The 22,493-nt window shown below is 54.8% G+C and carries 20 protein-coding genes, 1 tRNA gene and 1 pseudogene; 11 read left to right on the forward strand and 11 right to left on the reverse strand.

What is annotated here, in order from left to right:
• Positions 1 to 198: 198 nt before the first annotated feature.
• Genes QP381_RS01015 through QP381_RS01025 form a run of 3 tightly spaced genes read right to left on the reverse strand, consistent with a single transcriptional unit; the run spans position 199 to position 1,548 of the window.
• Positions 199 to 705, reverse strand: coding sequence for a hypothetical protein (locus QP381_RS01015; RefSeq protein ID WP_285067418.1), 507 nt, complete (start codon positions 703 to 705; stop codon positions 199 to 201).
• Between the two features lie 15 nt (positions 706 to 720).
• Complete coding sequence (locus tag QP381_RS01020; protein WP_131367638.1) at positions 721 to 1,086, reverse strand: hypothetical protein; 366 nt, start codon at positions 1,084 to 1,086, stop codon at positions 721 to 723.
• Positions 1,087 to 1,137: 51 nt separating this feature from the next.
• On the reverse strand, positions 1,138 to 1,548 hold the full coding sequence (locus tag QP381_RS01025) for an Eco57I restriction-modification methylase domain-containing protein (RefSeq protein WP_285067420.1): 411 nt from the start codon (positions 1,546 to 1,548) through the stop codon (positions 1,138 to 1,140).
• Between the two features lie 36 nt (positions 1,549 to 1,584).
• Here QP381_RS01025 and QP381_RS01030 point away from each other — a divergent pair, with 36 nt between their 5' ends.
• Both QP381_RS01030 and QP381_RS01035 read left to right on the forward strand, forming a co-directional pair.
• Positions 1,585 to 2,820, forward strand: coding sequence for a DUF6688 domain-containing protein (locus QP381_RS01030; protein ID WP_006681046.1), 1,236 nt, complete (start codon positions 1,585 to 1,587; stop codon positions 2,818 to 2,820).
• A gap of 241 nt (positions 2,821 to 3,061) precedes the next feature.
• Positions 3,062 to 4,909 carry a phosphoenolpyruvate carboxykinase (GTP) gene (locus tag QP381_RS01035; RefSeq protein WP_285024384.1) on the forward strand — a complete coding sequence of 616 codons (1,848 nt, stop codon included), beginning with the start codon at positions 3,062 to 3,064 and terminating at the stop codon, positions 4,907 to 4,909.
• Positions 4,910 to 5,057: 148 nt separating this feature from the next.
• Here the strand turns inward: QP381_RS01035 and QP381_RS01040 are convergent.
• The 4 genes and pseudogenes from QP381_RS01040 to tkt form a co-directional block, all read right to left on the reverse strand.
• Positions 5,058 to 5,310, reverse strand: a pseudogene (locus tag QP381_RS01040) (IS3-like element ISAar45 family transposase); the annotation flags it as partial.
• A 58-nt stretch (positions 5,311 to 5,368) separates the two neighbouring features.
• The gene (locus QP381_RS01045; protein WP_285067422.1) at positions 5,369 to 6,412 is read right to left on the reverse strand and encodes a trypsin-like serine protease; all 1,044 of its coding nucleotides are present in this window, start codon (positions 6,410 to 6,412) and stop codon (positions 5,369 to 5,371) included.
• A gap of 2 nt (positions 6,413 to 6,414) precedes the next feature.
• A complete protein-coding gene (locus QP381_RS01050; RefSeq protein WP_285067423.1) occupies positions 6,415 to 7,371 on the reverse strand; it encodes a DUF418 domain-containing protein in 957 nt (318 codons plus the stop codon).
• 592 nt (positions 7,372 to 7,963) lie between these two features.
• Complete coding sequence (tkt, locus tag QP381_RS01055) at positions 7,964 to 10,045, reverse strand: transketolase (RefSeq protein WP_285067425.1); 2,082 nt, start codon at positions 10,043 to 10,045, stop codon at positions 7,964 to 7,966.
• Between the two features lie 300 nt (positions 10,046 to 10,345).
• On the opposite strand from tkt, the gene QP381_RS01060 reads away from it, so the two are divergent.
• From QP381_RS01060 to QP381_RS01095, 8 genes are all read left to right on the forward strand, one after another.
• A complete protein-coding gene (locus QP381_RS01060; RefSeq protein WP_285067427.1) occupies positions 10,346 to 11,287 on the forward strand; it encodes a site-specific tyrosine recombinase XerD in 942 nt (313 codons plus the stop codon).
• Between the two features lie 23 nt (positions 11,288 to 11,310).
• A complete protein-coding gene (locus tag QP381_RS01065; RefSeq protein ID WP_040318539.1) occupies positions 11,311 to 12,174 on the forward strand; it encodes a ParA family protein in 864 nt (287 codons plus the stop codon).
• Positions 12,158 to 12,997 carry a segregation and condensation protein A gene (locus QP381_RS01070; RefSeq protein ID WP_179369642.1) on the forward strand — a complete coding sequence of 280 codons (840 nt, stop codon included), beginning with the start codon at positions 12,158 to 12,160 and terminating at the stop codon, positions 12,995 to 12,997. Before QP381_RS01065 ends, QP381_RS01070 begins: the two co-directional genes overlap by 17 nt.
• Positions 12,990 to 13,571, forward strand: a complete 582-nt coding sequence (gene scpB / locus QP381_RS01075; protein ID WP_285067430.1) for an SMC-Scp complex subunit ScpB — start codon at positions 12,990 to 12,992, stop codon at positions 13,569 to 13,571. Before QP381_RS01070 ends, scpB begins: the two co-directional genes overlap by 8 nt.
• Complete coding sequence (locus QP381_RS01080; RefSeq protein WP_006681035.1) at positions 13,568 to 14,317, forward strand: pseudouridine synthase; 750 nt, start codon at positions 13,568 to 13,570, stop codon at positions 14,315 to 14,317. The genes scpB and QP381_RS01080 overlap by 4 nt, the downstream gene beginning before the upstream one ends.
• Positions 14,317 to 15,456, forward strand: coding sequence for a prephenate dehydrogenase (locus tag QP381_RS01085; RefSeq protein WP_006681034.1), 1,140 nt, complete (start codon positions 14,317 to 14,319; stop codon positions 15,454 to 15,456). The genes QP381_RS01080 and QP381_RS01085 overlap by 1 nt, the downstream gene beginning before the upstream one ends.
• A 21-nt stretch (positions 15,457 to 15,477) precedes the next feature.
• The gene (gene cmk, locus QP381_RS01090) at positions 15,478 to 16,209 is read left to right on the forward strand and encodes a (d)CMP kinase (RefSeq protein ID WP_285067431.1); all 732 of its coding nucleotides are present in this window, start codon (positions 15,478 to 15,480) and stop codon (positions 16,207 to 16,209) included.
• 101 nt (positions 16,210 to 16,310) lie between these two features.
• Positions 16,311 to 16,384: transfer RNA gene (locus tag QP381_RS01095), tRNA-Pro, on the forward strand.
• Positions 16,385 to 16,673: 289 nt separating this feature from the next.
• Here QP381_RS01095 and QP381_RS01100 read toward each other — a convergent pair.
• Together QP381_RS01100 and QP381_RS01105 are read right to left on the reverse strand one after the other, a co-directional pair.
• Positions 16,674 to 17,699 (reverse strand): DUF5692 family protein, encoded by a 1,026-nt coding sequence (locus QP381_RS01100; protein WP_006681032.1) that lies wholly within the window; start codon positions 17,697 to 17,699, stop codon positions 16,674 to 16,676.
• On the reverse strand, positions 17,699 to 18,667 hold the full coding sequence (locus QP381_RS01105) for a hypothetical protein (protein ID WP_373273800.1): 969 nt from the start codon (positions 18,665 to 18,667) through the stop codon (positions 17,699 to 17,701). Before QP381_RS01105 ends, QP381_RS01100 begins: the two co-directional genes overlap by 1 nt.
• A gap of 276 nt (positions 18,668 to 18,943) precedes the next feature.
• On the opposite strand from QP381_RS01105, the gene QP381_RS01110 reads away from it, so the two are divergent.
• The gene (locus tag QP381_RS01110) at positions 18,944 to 20,224 is read left to right on the forward strand and encodes a DUF5692 family protein (RefSeq protein ID WP_006681030.1); all 1,281 of its coding nucleotides are present in this window, start codon (positions 18,944 to 18,946) and stop codon (positions 20,222 to 20,224) included.
• 87 nt (positions 20,225 to 20,311) lie between these two features.
• Here QP381_RS01110 and QP381_RS01115 read toward each other — a convergent pair whose 3' ends face one another.
• Together QP381_RS01115 and der are read right to left on the reverse strand one after the other, a co-directional pair.
• On the reverse strand, positions 20,312 to 20,884 hold the full coding sequence (locus tag QP381_RS01115) for a methylated-DNA--[protein]-cysteine S-methyltransferase (RefSeq protein WP_285067432.1): 573 nt from the start codon (positions 20,882 to 20,884) through the stop codon (positions 20,312 to 20,314).
• Positions 20,885 to 20,998: 114 nt separating this feature from the next.
• Entirely contained in the window at positions 20,999 to 22,477 is a 1,479-nt protein-coding gene (der, locus tag QP381_RS01120; RefSeq protein WP_285067434.1) for a ribosome biogenesis GTPase Der, read from the reverse strand.
• Positions 22,478 to 22,493: the final 16 nt, after the last annotated feature.

Below are 22,493 nucleotides of genomic sequence, written 5' to 3' on the forward strand. Positions count from 1 at the left end.
TTGCGAGTGGGAAGCTGGGGGAGAGCGCTTCGGCCAAGTCGAAGACTACATCGGTCACACCCCGCATTCGTGGCAGTTTTTGTATGATTTTTTGCTTTTATATATCTCTCTTTCCATCATGCCTGTTTCCGATTTTCGTACCCTCGGAGAGCAATCGTTAAAAAGTGTCAGTAATCGTTAAAAGGTTCAGATTGCTCATCAACTTGCCAAAAATTCAACAACGAACGCCTGAACGACAGCTACGATTGGTATCAATAAAAATGGCACGAACAAAAAATGCTCCGCAAGAGCCAAGCGCTTCATCCAATTCTTAAATTTATAGTCCTTGTGGCCCTCTGTGCCGGGAATAACAATTTTTTCCTTATATTTACCTTGAAATAACAGGCAATCTAGCAGCAAAAAATCTCCTGCATTTAAGATGCTCCAGTGAATATAGCTCATCCAAAATAAATTCCAAAAACCAAAAGTTTTTGAATGCAAAAGGCTTACAACTGAATAAACAAAACACATCCCGGTGAGAGCGATGCTTAATATGAGATTTATTTTTTTCTCTTGCTTTGTCATGGGTAAAGGAGCTGCCTTTTGAATGGCTTTAGGATAAGAGTCAAAAAACCATCTTGGATTTATAAGCACCAAACTTGCGACTGCACCGTTAAAAATAGCAGCGATAGCTACCCCATCCAGTATTGCTCGAAGGGTATCCATAAACCCATATTCTCCTTAATCCATACATCCTTTTACAAAAGCCATATAGGCCTCTGTGTTTTGTGTCATTTCTTCGCAGTGTCCATAGCCTTGCCAGATTTTTAATTTTGCCTTGGGATAATGTTTCTTGATGCTTCTTCTTGCGTGTCCGACATTCGGATCCTTATCCCCATAAGAAAAGATGGTATCTTGTTGCGTATCCTCCGATAAATGTGGCAAGCGGATATGTCCGCAATCATAAACAATATTTTTGATACTCTGCTTGTCCATCGTAACAAGCGTATCAACCAGCATGTTCGCATAGATCCCATAGCGTTTGGCGACCTTATCGATCAGCGGTTTTGGATCTTGCCGCGCCTTCTTTTGTTTGCTCAGAAACACATGCTCCAGCATTTTTGATAGAAGTCCGGCTTGTTCAAAAAGCTGGTCCCTTCAAAGAACAGAGGTCTGCGTTCCGTTTCGTGGTTGGAAGGTATCCGCATGCAAATCAATGCTGGCAATGATGCGATGATTTTGGATTAGCCATTCTCGGATATATCCAAGTCCGGGAGAGCCGAGGATAGAATCCGGCAACACGATACCCATGCGACCGCCCGACTTTAAGAACTGTGTGCAGCGCTCGATGAATAATATCTCCGGAGGAACAGATGATTGCAGGCGTTCGGTCATCGTCCAAATGTTATTTTTCTTATCCTGCTGCCAGATATGAGCCAGCTCAAACTGCTCCAGAATGGCTTTATCCTTAATGGGGATCTTGCTGCCAAAAGGTGGATTCGTCACAATCACGTCAAAGTATCCGAAACGTGTGTCATCGCCGTAACCAAAAACCCACCTGTGCCGCACACGAGCTATCGTGTTTTGTGCAGGAGAGGAGGACAAGTGAAGCTGTACCGCTACGCCAGCAAGCACCCCTCTTTTTCGCGAATCGTTTTGGCTCTGTTGATCGGAATCACCGGAGCGATTGCCTCCCTCGTATCCCAACCTCCTTCAGGCGCAAGTCAGATTCTCGGGCAGATTCTGGTTGGAGGAGCCCTCGTCGCACTCGTGGTCGGTTACCCAGTAGCGCTGACTGTCAGCCAAATAATCCGTGCGGCCAAAGCGGGGAGTGGTAAGGACCTGCCGGTTCTCGATGCAGGCCTGGACGTTTGGACCCTGTGTGTCTTAGCGGTTTATGAGTTCGGATACCTAGGGTTCTTCAAAGAGGTTGTGCCTACTGCGGACTGGCACGTTCAGCTGGCAAACTATCAAACTCATGCGCCGATTTACACGCGGGCATGGCCACACGTGCTGTTCATCTCGTTACTGTTCGTATTCGGGTTCCTCATTTTGCGCTTCAACGAGGCCAAGCAGTTGCCGCCCCTCGTAGTTGTGATTGCGATTGCGGGGCTCTACTTGGGCGTCGCGTTCGGCCTGGCGTGGACTATTCAGATCACAACCTTTGAAAAGCGCCTAGACGCGCTGTTAGTTCTACCTTTGCTGGCTGTTCTTGCGATTGTGGTGAAAATAGTTGCGATCCAAGTTCGAGCCTACGAAGCTGATGAAGACAGACGAGGCCGCATTGATGGCTCCTCGATATTGAGCACACTGGATGCAATGGTGGCTGATGCGAAACGCTGGCCCCTTCTGGGGTTTGTAGCGGCGCTCCCGCTGCTTGCCGTGCTGGTCGGGATTCTAGCTTTGTTTGGCCAATCGCCGAGCTTAGTGGTGAGGGCGTTTACAGAGACCAGTGATTGGAACCTGTCACAGCAGGTTGCCCCGCAAAACGTGTATTTTGACGAACACTACCTGTGCACCGTGGCGGCTGGCGGACACCGAACGGTGGTAAAGCCGATTCGCATGGGATTGCGTCATGGACGGCCGGTAGTTGTCAATCGCCAGTTGCTTGTGGCAAATGCGTTTGAGCAGATGCTGGAAGAGCGTGTGCCCAGAACCCATCGGGTTATTCGGCGCTTATATGACACGTATGGCTTCCCGATTGCCAAGCTGATCAGATCGCAGTGGGCGGCTGATGCTGTGTGGTTTTTGATGAAACCAGCGGAGTGGTTCTTCCTGGCCGTCCTCTATCTGAATGATCGTCATCCGGAAGATCGCATAGCCCTCCAGTACACGGCCTAACGGAGCTGTACACTTTTAACGCCCGTGTTTCGTAGACCCGAGCACGGATTGAGCCAGGTTTCGGTTACTGGCTTTCTATGATCTTCCTGTTGGTTCAGCAGACCCAGGATTATCCCGATGTAAAACCATATTTCTTCCAGGCGGGATTTCTGCCAGGCGGGACATAAGTCCAAATTCGCTTCAAAAATTCAGGTATGCTGAACTTAATTTTCGGATACCCGAAATTTTAGGAGAGATGAATATGGATAACATTGCCAAGATCCTCAGCGATGCCGGACTGGAAAATCCTGCAGTAACTGAGTACGTAGCGTACTGGGCTGGAATTACCGAACCCGCTGCCATTGAAGTCATTTCCGCAAAGGATGACGATCGGCTCATCGCCGAAGGCCTAGACACCGGTGAGATCGCGCCTGCGGGCGAGGGACTCTACTACTCCCGCTCCTACTACAAGGACACGGCGCGCAGCGAGGAACGCACCGTCGTAGCCACTCACAAGCCGCAAGAAGCCGGAATCTACAACAACTGGCACGACGCCACGGAAGTAACTGCCCGGCAGCTGGAAAGCATGAAGGGCGCCTCCCGGGGTAAAACCATGTACGTGGTGCCCTACCTGATGGCACCGCCGAAAGCGCCGCTAGAAAAGTGGGCTCGCGGGGTGGAACTTACCGACAACCTCACCGTGGTTCTTCACATGATCCGCATGGCCCGGGTTGGTGTAGAACACCTGAACAATTTGGAAGATTCGGGACAATTTGTGCGTGCAGTGCACGTGACCGGCGACCTGGAGAACTTGGGGCAGGGCACCGATAAGGATAAGCGTCTGTTTGCCACGGTAGCCGACGAACGCACAATTTTGCACTTCGGTTCCTCCTACGGTGGCAACGCGCTACTTGGGAAGATCGCCCACGGTCTGCGCCAAGCTTCTTACGACGGCTGGACTTCCGGGGAATTCCTTTCCGAACAGTTCATGCTGATCGGGATTAAGGATAAGCTCAAGGATCACACCTACTATGTGTGCGGCGGCTTCCCCTCAGCTTCCGGTAAAACCAACCTCGCTATGATGCTAGCCCCGGACGCCTTGGGTGAGCGCTACGAAGTTTACTTCTACGGCGATGACATCGTGTGGCTACGCGTTGGTGAAGACGGCAAGATTTACGGCATGAACCCCGAATACGGCGCGTTCGGCGTGGCAAAGGACACCAACTGGAAGTCTAATCCCACCGCCATGGACGCCATCAAAGAAGGCTCTAAGACGCTCTTCACCAACGTCGCTTACAACCCCGAAACCCAAGAGCTGTGGTGGGAAGGTAAGACCCCGGATTACCCCGAAGATGTTACCGGATGGCTGGATTGGAAGGGTGAAAAGATTTCCGACCGCCCGGCCGATCGGCAGCGCTCCGAGGCCAAGGGCGACGAGTGGGCACACCCCAATTCCCGCTTCACCACGTCTTTGGCTAACGTGCCCAACGTGGCCCCCGACTACGAAGAACCGCAAGGTGTGCCAATTGACGCCATCATCTTTGGCGGGCGAGTAAAGGACCGGGAGCCGCTTATCCGGGCAATCACCGACCTAACCGAGGGCGTTTACGACGGCTTGACCCTGGGCGCCCAGGCTACTTTCGCGGCCGAGGGCAAGGAGGGCGTGCTGCGTTACGATCCGATGTCGATGCGCCCCTTTATGTCCTACCCCGAAGGGGACTATGCGGCCCACTGGTTGAAGATAATTGGTTCCGCGAAGGAGCAGCCCATTTTTGCGCACGTGAACTGGTTCCAACGTGATCCGGAAGACGGTCACTTCCTCTGGCCTGGCTACCGCGACAACCTGCGGGCACTGCTTTGGCTGCTAGATGTTAAGGAAGGACGCGCTGAGGGCGTGCAAACGCCAGTAGGTATTTTGCCGAAAAAGGAAGAGTTGAATCTTGATGGTTTCGAAGGTGACGACGCCGATCTGGATAAGATTCTTTCCATCGACGCCGAACTGTGGAAGAAGGAGATGAGCTACCGCCGCGAACACCTTGCACAGTTCAAGAATCTTCCCGAGCAGATCTGGGCCGCGCACGAGCGCATAGAGCAGGCGTTTAACGCCTAAACGGCCACCTGGTTTTGCACTAGCGACGGGTGGATTTCCTCCAGGCGGGTTAATTCCAACGGGCAGCTACAATTCCTGTTGGGATTAACCCGCCACTTTCGTCGTAGGGGTCTGCTGAAGGTTTGGTTGAGTCCGGGGGTTTATGTCGTCGCCACACGCGCCGTTCACTGATCTTGTAGCCGAGGTCGTGCAGATCATCGGCAGAACTCGGTAGCCGCCTTCGGGGTCGTCTTCGTGGAGCTGGCGCAGCGCCCCGATGAGGTCTTCCTCCTCGACCTCGCGCGCGGATCTCAGGCTTTCAGCCACTGATAGTAGGCCTGCTCACTGAAGCCAAGTAGCCGGCACGTCACCGCGACCGGCACCCGAACCCGGGCTCCGGTCGCGGCCAGCTCTCGGACGAGCGGGTAGATCATTTGGGGGGCGTGAAATGCTATTCGCTCGACAGTCCAGTAGGAATCCTTACTGGCGCGCATTGCGGATACGTGAGCCGATTGCTCCCACAGCAAGGCCTACGAGTGCGATCGCAAGGTAGCCCCAAATGTTATCGCTACTGGTTTGAATGTTCTCTGGCGGTGCAGGAGTGTTTTCTGCAGTGAGAACGCTTTGGGTGTCGCGGCCAGAGATAATGTTGTCGATCCATTCGGCGGCGCCTGCAACTGTGGTGATTGCAGCACTAGGGGAGGGAAGGTCCGGATCCCCATTGGCAGTTCCAGCGGCGGTAGCAAGTCCCGCAAGCTTTCCGTCGACAAAGAACGGGCCACCAGAGTCACCGCCCTGCATGCCAGCTCCAGAAACTGACTGCACATCCAAGATAGAGGTTTCGATCCTAGGCTGTATGGAGTTGTCGGCTGGGCCTTCCGACATCCCCTCAGGCTTAGACTCGGTTTGGCCAGTTTCTGTCATTCCAGGTTTTGACTGTGGAGCCTGTGGCGGGGCAGTCTCTGTAGACGCATCAGCACCGGTAGGTGCCGTGGAATCGGAAGGAGTTTCGGGAGCACTCGGCGTGTCAGAACCGGAAGGCGCGCCACCTAGTAGCTCTTTGACAACCATTGTGGCCATTGGTAGCTGTCCAGATCGTGCCATTGACGAGCTGCTACTCCAACCGTAAAGAGTTCCCGTCTGCCCTGGGGTTGGAATATCGTGGGAGATTTTTGCGGGGGTTGCGTTAGTCACTTTCTCAGTCAGGTGAAGTAACCCCGCGTCAGATGTGGGCGAAAGAGCCCAGGAATCAGCGTTGTAGACCTTTCCAGCGATGCGTGCCTGGGTGCCTTCATTGTTGACTGACTCTAGACAGTGGCGGGCTGTGAGTACCCACTGGTCGGCAACGAGTGTGCCCGTGCAGTCACCAAAGCTACCGATTTTGCCCATTTTGAGCGCGGCAACGGAACTGCTTTCCGCATTTTCTGGCGCCGGCTCGCCGTATTCGAGTGCGAGAGCCGGAGTGGCAGTCATGAGCAGGGTGGCGCTGACAATGGCAGCGACCGAAAAAAGTGATTTTTTCACGGTTAATTCCCTTTCTGAGAAGGAACAATGGCCTTGATCGTGGTGGCAACGAGTTTCTCAGCAGGACCCTGTCCTACAAACTTCTTCCACAGGCTGGCTGCGATGAGGAAAAATACGATGAAACCGATTGCTGACACAGTGGAATGTAACGCGACGTTTTGCTGCCAGTAGAAAGCGGTAAGAATGTGCAGAATGTAAATGGTTAGCGACATTGTTCCCATGGCTGCGAAAGGATAGGCCACGATTCGAGAGTGGTCTCCTACAATCAGGCACAGGTGAATCACTACGGCTGCAACGGCAACGGCGAGAATAATTTCGCCTACGACGCCGGTGTGACCGGTAAAGCTGAGCCAGCTGGGAATGTTTGGGTCAAATCGGAAGTAGATGCCGATACCAGCGATGACAACGCTGATAGCGGTTACGATCCAGCTCAGTCGAGTGTGAGGGGTGCTGTTCGCATCGGGGGTGCGCTGTAGTCGGCCGCGCAGGTACACATCGAAAAGAAGCATGCCACCGATGAAGTATGCAATCCATGCCAATAGCGGATAAATCTGTGGCAGTCCGATGGGGGCGTACACGATTGTTGCGGCGATTGTGGCGGCAATAAATAGACCGAGCCTCCACCACGTTCCCAATGCGGGTATCCAGGAAACTAGGATCATTACCAGGCCCATTACGATGAGGACCACTTGGATTTGTCCGCCCACGGGCAGTAGTGCCAGGCCGATGAGGATGATTAAAGAGCCTCGGGCTATCAGCCGCAAGAAAGTGGTGCTGGTGTAGTTTCGTCCAATAATCATCATCGTCGCGCCGGCGATGACGGCAAATAATGATGCAGGTAGGCCAGAGAGCATTACTTTGGTACTCCAAAGTAGCGAGGCCATGTGGATAACTATCATTCCGATGATCGCGAGTGAGCGCGCTACATCAAGCCCCACGATTCGTGAAGGTTTAGACACTCAGTTCTCTCCTTTACTCATACTTTAGAGAACTGTTCTTTGGTTAAACATGCTCCCTAAAACCGACGTGTCAAAATGACTATCTATAAATAACTGCCAAATCTGGCAAAATATTTAGAGAATTCTGAGTGTCTTCTGGATTTTATTTTGACAGTTTGCGATAGCAAATCGAACGCGGGATTCCATGACACCAGTAGGCGGTTGCCATCCACAACTCAGTTTTGATCTTATGAAAATGTGTAGAAGATGCTTCTATTCAAGGCTGACCTTGGCATGGAAGAAAGCGTGATGCCGTGATGGATTTGCTTACGATTTCGCCTCAGGTTCTGCATACGAACCGTTGGTTTCATTCATGCGGGTTAGACACCCAGGGGATGAGGGAGTTAAAAGCTCCCGTCTAATGCGAATATTTCAAGTAGCTGGGGCGTACCAAAAGGCACGCCCCAGCGCTATGTGATTGTTGAAGCTTGCCGGACGCGACTAAGCCGGAACAGCACAGCTATCTATATAAACGGACGTAGCCACAGAGGATGTTCCCCTGTGGCTACGTCCGTTGTATTTCAGCGGGTTACACCTTAACTAAAAGGTGGCTTCACCGTGCAGCTGTGATCGATTCCTTAGCAGCCGCAACAACGTGGTCCGCATCGATTCCGTATTCCTTGAACAGGAAGTCACCGGGTGCCGAGGCGCCGAAGTGTTCGATGGAGACTGCGCGACCCGCATCGCCAAGGTGGCGGTACCAGGGCAGAGCGATACCTGCTTCGACGCTAACGCGAGCCTTGACGGCCGACGGTAGAACCTCTTCGCGGTATTCCGCATCCTGCTGCTCGAACCAGTCGAGGCAGGGCACGGACACGACGCGAGCCTTCACGCCTTCACCCGCGAGTGCTTCGCGTGCTTCGAGTGCCACGGAGACCTCGGAACCGGAAGCCATGATGATGACGTCCGGGGTGCCCTCGGTGTCGGCGAGCACGTATGCGCCATGGGCGAGGCCGTCAGCGGTGGCAAGTTCGGTGCCTTCGCCGCGTGCCGGGTTCGGCAGGTTCTGACGGGAGAGAACCAGGGCAGCCGGGTGACGTTGCTCGAGGATTGCCCGCCATGCAGCTGCGGTTTCGGTTGCGTCGCCGGGGCGAATCACTGCGAGGTTCGGGATTGCACGGTAGGAAGCGAGGTGCTCGATTGGCTGGTGGGTTGGACCGTCTTCGCCAACGCCGATGGAGTCATGCGTCCACACGTAGGTGACGGGCAGATCCATGAGGGCTGCGAGGCGGACAGCGCCACGCATGAAGTCGGAGAACACGAAGAACGTGCCACCGTAGGGGCGGGTGAGGCCGTCGGCTGCGATGCCGTTCATGATGGCGCCCATGGCGAATTCGCGGACACCGAAGTGTATGTTGCGACCGAATTCGTTGCCCTGGAATGCGTTGGAGGATGCGCCTTCAGGCAGGAAGGAGGGCTGGCTCTTCATGTAGGTGTTGTTCGAACCTGCAAGGTCAGCAGAACCACCCCAGAGTTCCGGAACAGCTTCGGCGATCGCGTTGAGGACTGTGCCCGATGCTGCACGGGTTGCGATTGCCTTGCCAGCTTCGAAGGTCGGCAGTGCTTCTTCCCAGCCTTCGGGGAGCTTGCCGGACTGCAGACGCTCAAGAAGCTCTGCGCGCTGGGGGTTCGCTGCCTTCCATGCCTCGAAACGTGCGTCCCAATCCTTGCGGTATTCGGCGCAACGCTTGGCAACATTCGCACGTGCAGCTTCGACTGCCTCAACGTCGACGTCGAACATCTTCTCCGGGTCAGCTCCGAGGGCTTCCTTGAGACCGGAGAGTGCTTCACCACCGAGCTTGGAGCCGTGGATGCCACCAGTGTTGGTCTTGCCGGGGGTCGGCCAGCCGATCAGGGTGCGAACTGCGATGATGGACGGCTTGTCGGTGACAGCCTTGGCAACGTCGAGTGCCTCGGAGAGGGCTGCGACGTCTTCGGTGTAGGAGCCATCTTCCTGCAGCCAGTTGACGCGCTGGACGTGCCAGCCGTAGGCCTCGTAGCGTGCTAGGACGTCTTCGGAGAAGGCGATCTTGGTGTCGTCTTCAATGGAGATGTGGTTGTCGTCCCAGATGAGGGTCAGGTTGCCGAGCTTCTGGGTGCCTGCAAGCGAGGAGGCTTCAGCGGAGACGCCTTCTTCGAAGCAACCGTCGCCAGCGAGCACGTAGACGTTGGTGTCGAAGACGGATTCGCCGAGGGCAGCTTCCGGATCCAGCAGGCCGTGCATACGTCGCGATGCCATTGCGAAGCCGACGGCGGAAGCAATGCCGGTGCCGAGCGGGCCGGTGGTGATTTCGACGCCCTTGGTGTGGCCGTACTCCGGGTGCCCCGGGGTCAGGGAGCCTGCGGTGCGCAGGGTCTTGAGGTCATCGAGCTCGAGGCCGATGCCTGCTAGGTAGAGCTGGACGTACTGGGTGAGTGAGGAGTGACCTGCCGACAGGACGAAGCGGTCTCGGCCGAGCCAGCGATCATCCTTCGGGTCAATGTGCATGTGGCGCTGGTAGAGCAGGTATGCGGCCGGTGCGATGGAAATCGCAGTGCCTGGGTGTCCGGATCCTGCCTGTTCAACGGCGTCTGCAGCAAGAATTTTTGCCGTGGTCACTGCACGGTCATCAATTGCGTCCCACTTGAGTGTCACTTCGGCCTCCAGCCGGGTTAGGCCCCATCATTGGGGCATTCTTTTTACGATTGCTAGTTTAGCGAAAGAAAATCGAACAGTTGAGGGGAAAGTCTGCTCACATGTGCACGTGTCGCTGGCAATTGTTCTCCCTCAGATACGCGCCTACCTGAGCAGATGGACTCAACGCCTCGATAGTGTCTCATTCGAGCCTCGCCCTCGTCTTCGATTCACGAGGCTGCCCACCGGTGTGGGAACACGCGGGCGTTCGTAGGGCGGGTATTTGCGGGTCTAGGGTCGGAGTGCCACTAGGCTGAGTGCGTGAGCGAAATCGGTGAGTACATTGACGAGTGGCTTGGCTATTTGCGGGTTGAACGAGGTTCGTCGATCAACACGGTTTCCAACTACAAACGCGATATTGAGCGCTATCGCTTAGACCTTGAAAGTCACGGGTTGAGCGACCTGAAAACGATCACGTCTGCTGATATCGAACGTCACCTCGCCGACCTGAGCGCAGGCACGCTGAGTGGCAAGCCAGCGGCGGCCTCGTCAATTGCGCGGGCAAGTGCTGCGATTCGTAGCTTCCACACATTTGTTTCGGCGACCAGCCCCGACATTCATAATCCGGCCGCTCGCATTACTTCGCCGAAACAGGGGAGTCACCTTCCTCACGCACTGTCAGTTGAGCAGGTGAGCGCGTTGCTTGACGCTGCCCGAGTCGGAGATGACGTGATCAGCCTGCGCGACAGTGCGCTGTTGGAATTGCTCTATGCGACAGGAGCGCGCGTTTCAGAGGGTGTCGGTCTTGCACTTGATGATCTTGACCTTGACGAAGAGCTTCCCGTTATCCGCCTCTTTGGTAAAGGGCGTAAGGAACGCATTGTGCCCCTCGGCTCGTACGCGAAAGCGGCAATCGAGGCGTACATTGTGCGCTCCCGTCCTGTGCTTGCCCAGCGCGGGCAGGGGAGTCCCGCTCTGTTTTTGAATTCACGAGGCCGGGCGCTTTCACGTCAAAGCGCATGGGAAATAATCCAGCGCGCCGCAGGCAGGGCTGGGATTGATGAAGACGTTTCACCCCATACTTTGCGCCATTCATTCGCAACGCATTTGTTGGAAGGTGGAGCATCGATTCGTGACGTCCAAGAACTGCTTGGTCACGCATCAGTGCAAACAACCCAGATCTATACACGAGTCACACCAACAACATTGAAAGAGGTCTACCAGCTGGCACATCCGCGAGCGAAGGCCACCCACGCGAACTAGCGAACATGAACTAACATTGAGGTGTGACGAAAGACGTGCAGCCAACATTGAACGGTGACATCGCAGATGACACCGAAGGTTTTCCGATTCCAGCACCCCTGAACGGACATGGTCCGGCCAGGGTGATTGCCGTATGCAATCAAAAAGGTGGTGTCGGCAAAACCACCACCACAATTAACTTGGCTGCAGCTCTTGCCGAATACGGTCGAAAAGTACTGATCGTCGACCTTGATCCCCAAGGTGCCGCATCCGTTGGTCTTGGAATCAATACCTTGGACATGGATTGCACGATCTACAACCTGTTGCTTGACCCCAAAGCAGATGTCCGCTCCACTATCTGCCACACCTTGCTTGACGGCCTCGACATTATCCCCGCCAACATCGACCTGTCAGCGGCAGAAGTCCAACTGGTCAACGAAGTGGCCCGCGAATCCGCGCTGGCGCGCGTCATCCGTCATATTGAAGACGACTATGACGTGATTTTCATTGACTGCCAGCCGTCGCTGGGTCTGCTTGCAGTAAATGCCCTGACTGCCGCGCACGGCGTGATTATTCCCGTCGAAACCGAGTTCTTCGCTCTTAGAGGCGTTGCCCTTCTTGTGGACACCATTGAAACTGTCCGCGACCGCATTAATCCGCGTTTGAAGATCGATGGAATCATCCCGACGATGGTCAATCTGCGCACCTTGCACTCGCGTGAGGTTCTTGCTCGCCTCGACGAGAGATTCGGTGATCTTATCTACACCACGCATATTGCTCGTACCGTGAAGTTCCCTGACGCATCGGTCGCAACCGAGCCGATTATTACCTACGCGCCCAATCATCCCGGTGCTCGTGCATACCGTCGTCTTGCACGTGAGGTCGTAGCCCGTGGTGACGCCGCCTGAGCCCAGCGCAGTCGAACAGGGGGCGATAGATGATTTCCGTGTCACCCTGGACGTTTTCGAGGGGCCATTTGACCTTCTCCTTCAGCTGATCACGCGCAAACGTCTTGACATTACTCAAATATCGCTGGCCGAGGTCACCGACGAGTTCATCGCTCATATGCGGATCTTTCCAGATCTGTCTCGTACTACCGAATTCTTGGTCGTCGCGGCGACACTTCTCGATATCAAAGCAGCGTCACTTTTACCACGAACTGAAGCTGACCCAGATATCGCATCTGAAGACCTAGAGGCACGCGACCTCTTGTTCTCACGCCTGTTGCAATACCGTGCTTTCAAAATGGTGGCAGCTGACATTGAATCAGTATTGGATGACAACGCCGGCTACATTCCTCGCCAGGTTCCGCTTGAACCCCAGTTCGCAGCCCTCCTCCCAGAATTAAAGTGGGAGGTTCGTCCGAACGACCTGCTCAACGCCGCGGTCCGCGCATTTACAACCGTCGAGCCTGAAGTGGTCACCACGCACCTTCATGACCCGGTCGTTCCGGTGCGCGAGCAAGCACGTGTTGTTGCAAGCAAATTGAAACACTACTCTCGCCTTACGTTTGCCGATCTGGTGGCGGACGCCGAGTCGCGCGCCGTCGTCATTTCCAGGTTCCTTGCCGTTCTCGAGCTGTTTAGGAGGCGTGCGCTCGAAGTCGCTCAAGACGAACCGCTTGCAGAACTCATCCTGACCTGGACGGGCACTGACGATACAGACATTGACATTGACGAAGCAGAATATGGGGCTCACCTCGACAGGGAACAGGAGACGAGCAATGACTGATACCGGTGAAATGTCAGGCTACGAAGAACTCTTCGCGCCGCTCGAAGCTATCCTGATGGTCGCTCCAGAACCCGTGGATGTTGGCGACCTAGCTGAAGCTCTCCACGTCAATCCCCAAACAGTGTATGACGCCCTTTGCGCCTTATCGGCCTCGTACCGCGGAGAAAACGGGCAGAGAACGGCAGGTTTCGAACTACGTCAAACTGGGGGAGCATGGCGAATCTACTCCGCGAGGCGCTGGGCCAGCCTCGTTGGGCGCTTCATTGTGGGCAGTGCGCAGTCGCGTCTGTCACAGGCAGCACTGGAAACTTTAGCCGTCGTTGCCTATCGCCAGCCAATCTCAAGGTCGCGTATCTCGCACATTAGAGGCGTGAACGTTGACGCCGTAGTGCGTACGCTTGTAGCTAGAGGTCTGATCGAAGAAGTCGGTGAGACAGATTCGGGCGCGCACCTGTACGGAACGACGCGCGAATTCTTAGAAAAGATGGGTTTTAAATCCCTGGATGACCTGGTGCCCTTGGCACCGTATTTGCCGGACAGCGATGAGCTGGACGAACTGGAGGAACAGCTGTGAGGAACGATCCCTACATTGAGGGCGGTATTCGCCTGCAGAAGGCACTGTCTCAGGCGGGAATCGCTTCGCGGCGCGCTGGCGAAGAGATGATCGCGGACGGACGTGTTCAGGTCGATGGTCAGGTTGTGCGTTCCCAGGGCATGCGCGTTGATCCAACGAAGCAGGTCATTCACGTTGACGGTGAGCGCGTGTTCTTCTCAGACACGAAGCCGATCGTCCTGGCAATCAACAAGCCCGTCGGCGTTGTCTCCACGATGTCTGACCCCGAAGGTCGACCGACTCTCTTAGACCTGATCGCAGACTACCCGGAGCGCCTGTACCACGTCGGTCGACTCGATATCGACACATCCGGCCTTCTGCTACTGACGAACGATGGGGAACTCGCGAACCGTCTGACCCACCCCTCGTACGAAGTCCCGAAGACCTACGTTGCCCGTCTGCACGGTGAAGTGAAGCCTTACATTCGTCGCACGTTGCTTGACGGAATCGAGCTGGAAGACGGTCCGATTGCCGTTGACTCTTTCCGCGTTGTCGACACCTACGGTGACATCACGACCGTTGAGATCGTTGTTCACGAAGGTCGAAACCGCCTGGTTCGTCGCATGATGGACGAGGTTGGCTTCCCGGTTCGTGAACTCGTGCGCACCGCATTCGGCCCGATCCACCTGGATCGCCTGCAACCGGGCACCACACGTCGCGTGAAGGGCAACGCTCTGGTCGCTCTGTACTCTTCCGTGGGTCTCTGATGCCCACTCGGCCTATCGCCACAACCGGCCCGATCCTGATTATTGGATCGGGCTTGCTGGGCGCTTCGCTCGGATTGAATCTCCGCGCGGCAGGTGTCGACGTATATCTCGAGGATTCTTCACCAACTTCATTGCGCCTCGCGCAAGATATCGGTGCTGGCTTCCCATTTTCCGAGGCCAGCGATGTCACACCCGCCTTGGTTGTTGTGGCTACGCCACCGGATGTTGCAGACGTCTGCGTAGTCGGGGCCTTGCAACGATTCCCGTCCGCGTTCGTTACGGATGTTGCTTCAGTAAAGAAGGCCGTTGCACAGGGGGTGCTTGAAGCTGGCACCGCAAAGGGCGATCCAACACTCGCTTCACGCTACGTTGGTTCGCACCCTATGGCAGGTCGTGAGCGATCAGGCGCCGGCGCCGCCGATGCTGACCTGTTCTACGGTCGCCCCTGGGTTGTCGTCGCACACGAAACCTCGGATCCAACAGCAGTCCTCGCCGTGCGCACTCTGGCAACTGACGTCGGATCTGTTCCCTACGAAATGGATGCGTCGACTCACGATGAGTCGGTGGCGCTTGTCTCGCATGTACCACAGTTGGTGTCGTCCCTGATCGCCGCACGTCTTGAAGAGGCACGTTCTGAATCAATGAACCTGGCGGGGCAGGGACTACGTGACACAACCCGTATCGCTGCCTCGGACCCTCGCCTGTGGACCGCGATTCTAGCCGGTAATGCCGGACCTGTTGCCTCGATTCTTACAGCTTTGCGCTGTGACCTCGATGATCTGATCGTTCACCTGGATGCTGCGAACCAGCGCGGCCCCCTTCGCGGTGGCATCGTCGGAGCCGTTAACCGCGTTATGGAAGCAGGCAACAGGGGAGTGTCGCGTATTCCTGGCAAACACGGTGGAGCCCCCAGTCGCTACGGCGAACTCGAGGTGCTGATTCCCGACACGCCCGGTGCTCTCGGCCGACTTTTCAGCGAGCTTGGCGAGATTGACATCAACATTGAAGACCTTGTGCTCGAACACTCTGCTGGTCAGCAGGTGGGCTTAGCTCGAATCATGATTGATCCGGCGCGCGTTGGTGAAGCTGAGGCTGACTTGGAACGTCGCGGATGGCGACTCATCAACTACTCAAACTGAAACATGGGTATGGAGGACACAATGACTTTCACTGATGACTCTCGACGCGACGCTATTAGCCACGTTGGCATCACTATCGCCATCGATGGTCCCGCAGGGTCTGGTAAATCAACGATCTCCAAAGCTCTTGCCTCACGTCTGGGCATTGGCTATCTCGATACTGGCGCGATGTACCGCGCACTCACGTGGTATGCGCTTGATCGTGAGATCGATCTTGATGATCAGGAGAGAGTCCGCGCTCTGGCTGACGAAATGCCACTGACCATGGACTCTGATCCGGTCAGCCCAGTTTTCCATGTCGGCGCCACGGACGTGACAGCGGCGATCCGTGAACCTCGTATTGCGTTGGCCATTCCGAAGGTGTCGACGAACCTGTCGGTTCGAAAGTGGATGGCGAGCGAACAGCGCCGACGCATGATGGAGGCCCGCGCTAACGGTTCCGGCATGATTGCTGAAGGGCGAGATATTACGACCGTTGTCTGCCCCGATGCTGACGTGCGAGTTCTTCTTCTTGCTGATGAGGAAGAACGCCTCCGTCGACGCACATTGGAACTTCACGGGAAGGTCACTGACGAACTTTTGGAGTCTGTCCGCGACCAAGTGGGCAAACGAGACGCTGCCGATTCCAAGGTTTCTGAGTTCATGACACCGGCCGAAGGCGTAGATGTCGTCGACTCTACTGGTCTGGGAATTGATGGTGTCGTGGAGGAAATCCTCAAGCTGATCGACGCTGATCTTGTGTCGAGGATGTGACAAAAGCCGTTTTATTGTCGTGGGACTGCTCCCAAGTGGAATTTAATTCCACAAGTGGGCTATGATCGTCAGGTCGATAAAATCGACAGTAAAACCGAATACGGGCTATGGCGCAGTTTGGTAGCGCACTTGACTGGGGGTCAAGGGGTCGTGGGTTCAAATCCCGCTAGCCCGACAAAAAGCCCGGAATCTCAAAGATTGAGGTTCCGGGCTTCGTCGTTTCCTCCCCGATCTCATGTTGAATCTCATGGTGAGATTCCTCAGAAATTGTTTAATAGCAATTCCGGGCTTTTTCTTCTCGCTTGATCTCAGCCATCGCGGTCGGCCTCGTTGCTTACGTTCACGAAGCCGAGCACATGACTGTGACGTTCTTTCTGATCTCGTTCGATTTCAAAGCACACAGATGTGGCCGGCTCGGCGGCCTCGTGCCACCCAACCGGCCACATCACGTGTAAGCCGAAACGTCAGCTGACGTACCCAACTTCCGCGGGAGTCTTACCGATACGCTGGGCGATCAGTTCTTTGTCCTCATCGGTTGCAAGATCACGTACCCATTCGACGTAGGTCGGAGTATCGGAGTAAATCTCCTGCTTGAACGGGTTACGACGCAGTTTCACGATGCGATAGGCATGGCGGCCGAACACAATGATGTTCGCAACCAATGCAGCAAACGAGATGATGAACATCGCGTATGGATTGTGCGCACTGCGGTGAGCGAACATCGAATCCTGCATGAAGTGCGGGAACGTCAACACCACCGCAGACCAGAACGTCAGCGTGTACGCACGATACTGGATCCACGCGCCCTTACCGAACTTCATAAACGCGGGAATCGTACACGAGGCAAGCAACGCGATTGCCGAGTACCACGCTCGGTCTGCAAGACAGTTGTACACGTAGGCAACATTCCAAATGTCGTACGCAATAATCCAACCGATCGTCAGATCGCCCCAGATTAGCCCCCGTTCCTTGCCTTTCGACACGAAGATACCGATCCAACCGGAAATCGCGAGAAGGTTCAAGATGCCAGCGATGCCGTTCATGATGTTCCACGGACCACCCCAGGTCACCATTCCCTGAGAGGGATCAATGCCGTGAATGAAGTAGCACTGGAAATCGCGAACAACAGCCTCGGCAATGTTGACGCTAAGCAACAGTGGGGGGATCAGTAGATACCACTTGTTGTGTCGTAGCTTCGGGAAAACCTGCAATGCAACCAAGCAGAGGCTACCAAGCAGAGCCGAATACTGCTTCACAATCGGGAACCAGCCTGCGGAGTTCGTCCCAGCGGTCGAATGAGGCCACCAGAAGATACTCAGCGATACTGGCACCACGATGAACAGAGCAAGAACGACCCACATGTTCCGCTGGGCAAGCCAGGCTGCGAATGCGAGGGCAGCGATGACGATCAACAACATCACATAGTCCCACCATTCTCCCTTCTCAAAGAAGAAGAGGGTCGCATAGTCGGGAGGCGTGATGTTACCCATCACTTGGCCTCCTTACCCCAGTTGGGCAAGTAGGTCTTTTCCATCTTCTGACGGATCTGCTCGTTCCAATCGAATGCGGGTTCGCTCCATCCATCGAAGTATTCGGCATCAACCTCGTGCTCCCATGGGGTTCCCGGTCCTACTGGTGGCCAGCTGGGATCTTCGGTAACGGGCATACGAATCTCAGCAACTGCAGGCGACTTACGGCCGTATCGGAACCACTGTGTGTACGTTTCGTCGAACAGGGGAGTCCCGTCGTAGCGACCAGCTGGAGTACCGGACTTGAAGAACTGGCCACCAAGCACTCCACGCATGAACTTGCCGGTGTGATGCTGCTTCTTACGGAACTCCAAAACGCGCTTCACGTAGATGTTCTGCATGTGGGTCATGCATCCGCCAATAAACTCGATATTGACCCAGTTCAAGGCCTTCATGGCAACTGAGTCAGGTTCGTATCCGATACGCCAGTGATTGATCAGACGCGTGCGACCGCCCTCAAGCGGAACGACGTAGAAGCACCATGCTGCTGCGAAGTGGGTCATTCCAGGGAAACGGAATGCGTAGGAGCCAGGTGCCTTTGGCGGATTCTTGGTGTCGACCCACTGGACCATGTATTTGCCGGGGACAATATCGGCCCATTCCATTGACATTCCGTGGTAATCGAAGGCGGCGATATCGCCGGGCATCATGGAATCTGGCTGTTGGAATTCTTCTTGAATTTCGTAGGAATTAAAGAAGGGGAGTCGAGCAAATGTTCTTTCTAAGAATTCTGAAGAAAATGAACCACTCTTTTCCGCGCCGATTTGTTTGAATAATCTCCATACTGCGTAAGCGGGGGCTTCAATTGTAATAGCGTAGGTTGAAGAATAACCATTATCGTAATTTGCGTCGATTAAATCGTCGCCCGGATAACGCCATGCTTGTTCTTCCGGAGTTGCTTTGCCGCTGAGCTGGCTGAAGCCATACATCCCGCTCAGGACCCCTAAAGCCCCCAGACCGATAGCGGTGCGAAGGCCACGTTTCGACGAATTCTTTGACATTTTTCTTCCTCTCGTCAAGGCCCAGTTGTGGGCAAGTGGAGGAGATAAATAAAATCCCGGCCAAAAGTCCTAAGCGTCTTTGCTAAAAAGAACTTTCTGCGGAATTATAAATCCCTCTTTGGGGCAATCTCGCTCCGTGTTTTTTCTTGTTCACTAGACTAGCTGAATAACTACTATCCCGTCTGTGTTTCAAGGAGGAAACTGATGGAGTCACTTTGGCTGTGGGAAATTGGCTCCCCGAAGGTCTATGCACTTTGGCTAGCGGTATTCGTCGCTCAGATGCTTGTTGCTGAGATCAACCGGCGGTGGAACTGGACCATCTTCGTTATCTGGACGATCGGTGGCATTGCACTTATGCCCTATGCTTGGATTCACGGCACACCAATGGTCGGTTGGTTCCCATTCGGCAAATACGCCATCATGATCCTTACTGCAACAATGACCGGAACCGTCCTTGTCTATGCGAAGAAAAATCCGCAAAAGGCGCACAAATACGCTATTTGGCTGGGTGTTGCACTCTGGATCGGTCTCGCAGTCAACATCATGGAAGCCAATATCCGTGACCTCACCATCTATTTCAACGCGGACACCTACTATGCGTGCGGAGCAGATTGGCAGTGCCTGAAACATGTCAATGACACTCACACTCTCGATATGATCGCGGGCCTTCCGGAAGCCAGGGGCGTGACCGCCGAACTCCATTCACAAGCATGGTACGAAGCAGTCGCGTCGAATCTTTCCGCTCGCCATATCGGTATTGATCCAGAAACCGGTTTTAGAACTATTGGTGGCTACTGGAACCTGATCAGCGCGGCAGCTGGCTTGCTCAACATCATCACAATTACCGGTCTAGGCAAGATCATCGCCACATCGCCAGGCAAGCAGAAGGTTCGTGGCCTGATCTGGGTTGACATGGTGTGGCCGTGGGTTATTGCCTACGACCTGTGGAACCATGCTTTCCTCTACAACTCGCTCGCTGACTACACCTGGTACTGCACAGCAGCCCTTCTTCTGGCATGTACCATTCCCGCCTTCACATGGGCAAAGGGCCAGTGGATTTGGTTCAGGTGCTTCACGTTAGTGTTCTGGATTTCTATGAACACATTGCTACCGGAAATCCTCGTTCCACCAAACTCCACCTTTAACTTCTCCACGATGGATCCGAACGCGAACATCATCTGTGCAGTCCTTGCATTGATCGCGAACGTTGCCCTGTTCGTCTACTGGCTCTACAAGATCGTTCGCTACCGCCGCAATCCGATCACCGGTGTTTTGTACCCCGAGCTCAGTGAATTCAAGACGATCGTTCGCACCCACTGCGATGACAGGGACAAGTACTTCCTTGTTGATCGCATTCCTGAAACCCCAGCAGAACTCGGCTTCGAACCCGATTCTCCAAACCCTCCAGCTGACGGTTATGTGTCATACATGCCGTGGTGGGGAAATAAGGACCATCGCTACCCGAAGGCTCGAACCGAGCGCTGACTATCATCAGCGTTCGTGTGCTACAGCAGAGTTTGGGGGTGTTATCGTCATTGATGACACCCCCAAACGAATTTCATGGTGGTGTATTTAGTCTGACGCTGGAGCAGGAATCCCGACATAGCGAGGCCTGAGTACGGGCTGGGGGACATAGGTTTTTGCGTCAATTTCTTTCTCAAACGTCAGAAGGTACTCTTTGGCTTCGCGCCCGCCAGCGTAGTCACCATATGATCCGTCTTTTCGCGTGATCCGATGGCATGGAGCAAGGATAGGCAACGGGTTATGGGAACAGGCTGACGCAGCCGCGCGATGAGCTTTCTTATTACCTGCAAGCAGTGCCAGGCCTGAATACGGCAATGTCGTACCGAAGGGAACCATCGTCAATTGTTGGGCAGCGCGCGCATAGAATCCCGAGATCAGGGACCAGTCCAGTGCAAGATCGAAAGTCTTACGCTGGCCAGCGAAATACTCTTCAATCTGATCGATGGCCTCAAACAGTTCTTTACTGTCTTCGACCATCTCATCATTCAACGAGTGTGCGACATTACGTCGTACTGTGGCGAAGTCTTCGCATTCGAAGGCAACTCTGACGATGCCTTTGCCAGACTTGATGAGCATCAGGTCGCCAATGGGGGAAGAAAGTGTTGTCCAGTGAAGCATCATTACTCCTTGGGTGAGCTCAACAGCGAATGGTACGAAACAGACTTTATGCACAAAGTCAACCCCGTGGTAGTTATCCACAGGGTTGACGTGTAAAACGAGTTGGTTCAGTGCCCGTTACTTGCGGCGGCGTTCGCGAACGCGCATACCGATCTGAATCGGAGTTCCTTCAAAGCCGAATTCCTCACGCAAACGGCGTTCAATGAAACGGCGATATTGCGGGTCAAGGAAACCCGTTGTAAACAGGACAAAACGCGGGGGACGTGATGACACCTGCGTGCCAAAAAGAATACGAGGTTGCTTACCGCCACGTAGCGGGTGCGGGTGGGCGGCAACGAGTTGGCCGAGGAACGCGTTCAGCTGACCTGTGGGGATACGCGTTTCCCAACCGGCAAGAGCCGTGTCGAGTGCACGCGTAATTCGGTTCGTATGCCACGCGGTCAGAGCGGACACGTTGATTCGCGGAGCCCACTGGACCTGGACAAGTTCGCGTTCGATTTCGTTCTTCAGTTCGTTCTGGCGGTCTTCGTCAACGAGATCCCACTTGTTCGTGACAATCACCAGTGCACGACCAGCATCAACGACCTGCTGAACGACGCGAATATCCTGTTCTGTCAGTGGCTGGGAGCCATCGAAGAGGACAAGAGCAACTTCCGCCTTCTCAATTGCTGCCTGGGTGCGAATCGACGCGTAGTAATCAGCACCGGTCGTACGGTGCATCTTGCGACGAATACCAGCGGTGTCAACAAACCACCAGAGGCGCCCATCAAGCTCAATGAGTTCGTCGACAGGATCGCGGGTCGTGCCAGCAAGTTCGTTGACGACAACACGTTCGGCTTGCGCGAGCGCGTTGAGCAGAGAAGATTTGCCGACATTCGGGCGTCCAACAAGTGCGATGCGACGAGGCCCCCCCTGAGGCAGTGCGCTTGCCACGGCGGATTCATCGGGCAGAACATCCATGATGGTGTCCAGCAAGTCGCCGATACCGCGGCCGTGGAGTGCAGAAATCGGGTGGGGCTCACCCATTCCGAGGCTCCACAGGTAAGCGGCGTCGGCTTCTTGTTGAGGAGAATCAACCTTATTTGCTGCCAGAATCACCGGCTTGCCTTTTGATCGAAGCATCGTAACGATGCGTTCGTCTGAAGCGGTGACGCCAACGGTTGCGTCAAGAACCAGAACGACGGCGTCGGCAAGATCAACGGCAATTTCTGCCTGCTCAGCAACCGAACGGTCTAGACCTTTAACGTCGATTTCCCAACCACCGGTGTCGACGACTGTGAAGTCGCGACCTGCCCATTCGGCGGGGTAGGAGACCCTGTCGCGAGTAACACCGGGAGTGTCCTGAACGACAGCTTCGCGACGACCAATAATGCGGTTGACCAGCGTTGATTTGCCGACGTTCGGGCGTCCAACGATGGCGAGAACCGGTAGACCGGCGAGTTCTTCTTTACGCTCATCGAAAGAAGCTTCACCGTCGATCAGTGCAAGATCGTCCTCGTCAAGCTCGAATTGAGCAAGAGAAGCTCGCATGTGCTGAGCGCGTAGCTCAGATTCTTCTTCGGCGGCTAGGTCCTGATTCAGGTTCTCGTCATTCACCCGTTCATCTTACGTG

This window comes from Pauljensenia sp. UMB6358, assembly GCF_030216865.1.
Classification (GTDB): domain Bacteria; phylum Actinomycetota; class Actinomycetes; order Actinomycetales; family Actinomycetaceae; genus Pauljensenia; species Pauljensenia turicensis_A.

Excerpts from the sequence above, each read along its gene's own strand:
- QP381_RS01100 (WP_006681032.1), bottom strand. The coding sequence starts at position 17,699 with ATGGGTAACATCACGCCTCCCGACTATGCGACCCTCTTCTTCTTTGAG.
- QP381_RS01085 (WP_006681034.1), top strand. The coding sequence starts at position 14,317 with ATGCCCACTCGGCCTATCGCCACAACCGGCCCGATCCTGATTATTGGA.
- QP381_RS01110 (WP_006681030.1), top strand. The coding sequence starts at position 18,944 with ATGGAGTCACTTTGGCTGTGGGAAATTGGCTCCCCGAAGGTCTATGCA.
- QP381_RS01115 (WP_285067432.1), bottom strand. The coding sequence starts at position 20,884 with ATGATGCTTCACTGGACAACACTTTCTTCCCCCATTGGCGACCTGATG.
- QP381_RS01035 (WP_285024384.1), top strand. The coding sequence starts at position 3,062 with ATGGATAACATTGCCAAGATCCTCAGCGATGCCGGACTGGAAAATCCT.
- cmk (WP_285067431.1), top strand. The coding sequence starts at position 15,478 with ATGACTTTCACTGATGACTCTCGACGCGACGCTATTAGCCACGTTGGC.
- scpB (WP_285067430.1), top strand. The coding sequence starts at position 12,990 with ATGACTGATACCGGTGAAATGTCAGGCTACGAAGAACTCTTCGCGCCG.
- QP381_RS01015 (WP_285067418.1), bottom strand. The coding sequence starts at position 705 with ATGGATACCCTTCGAGCAATACTGGATGGGGTAGCTATCGCTGCTATT.
- QP381_RS01105 (WP_373273800.1), bottom strand. The coding sequence starts at position 18,667 with ATGTATGGCTTCAGCCAGCTCAGCGGCAAAGCAACTCCGGAAGAACAA.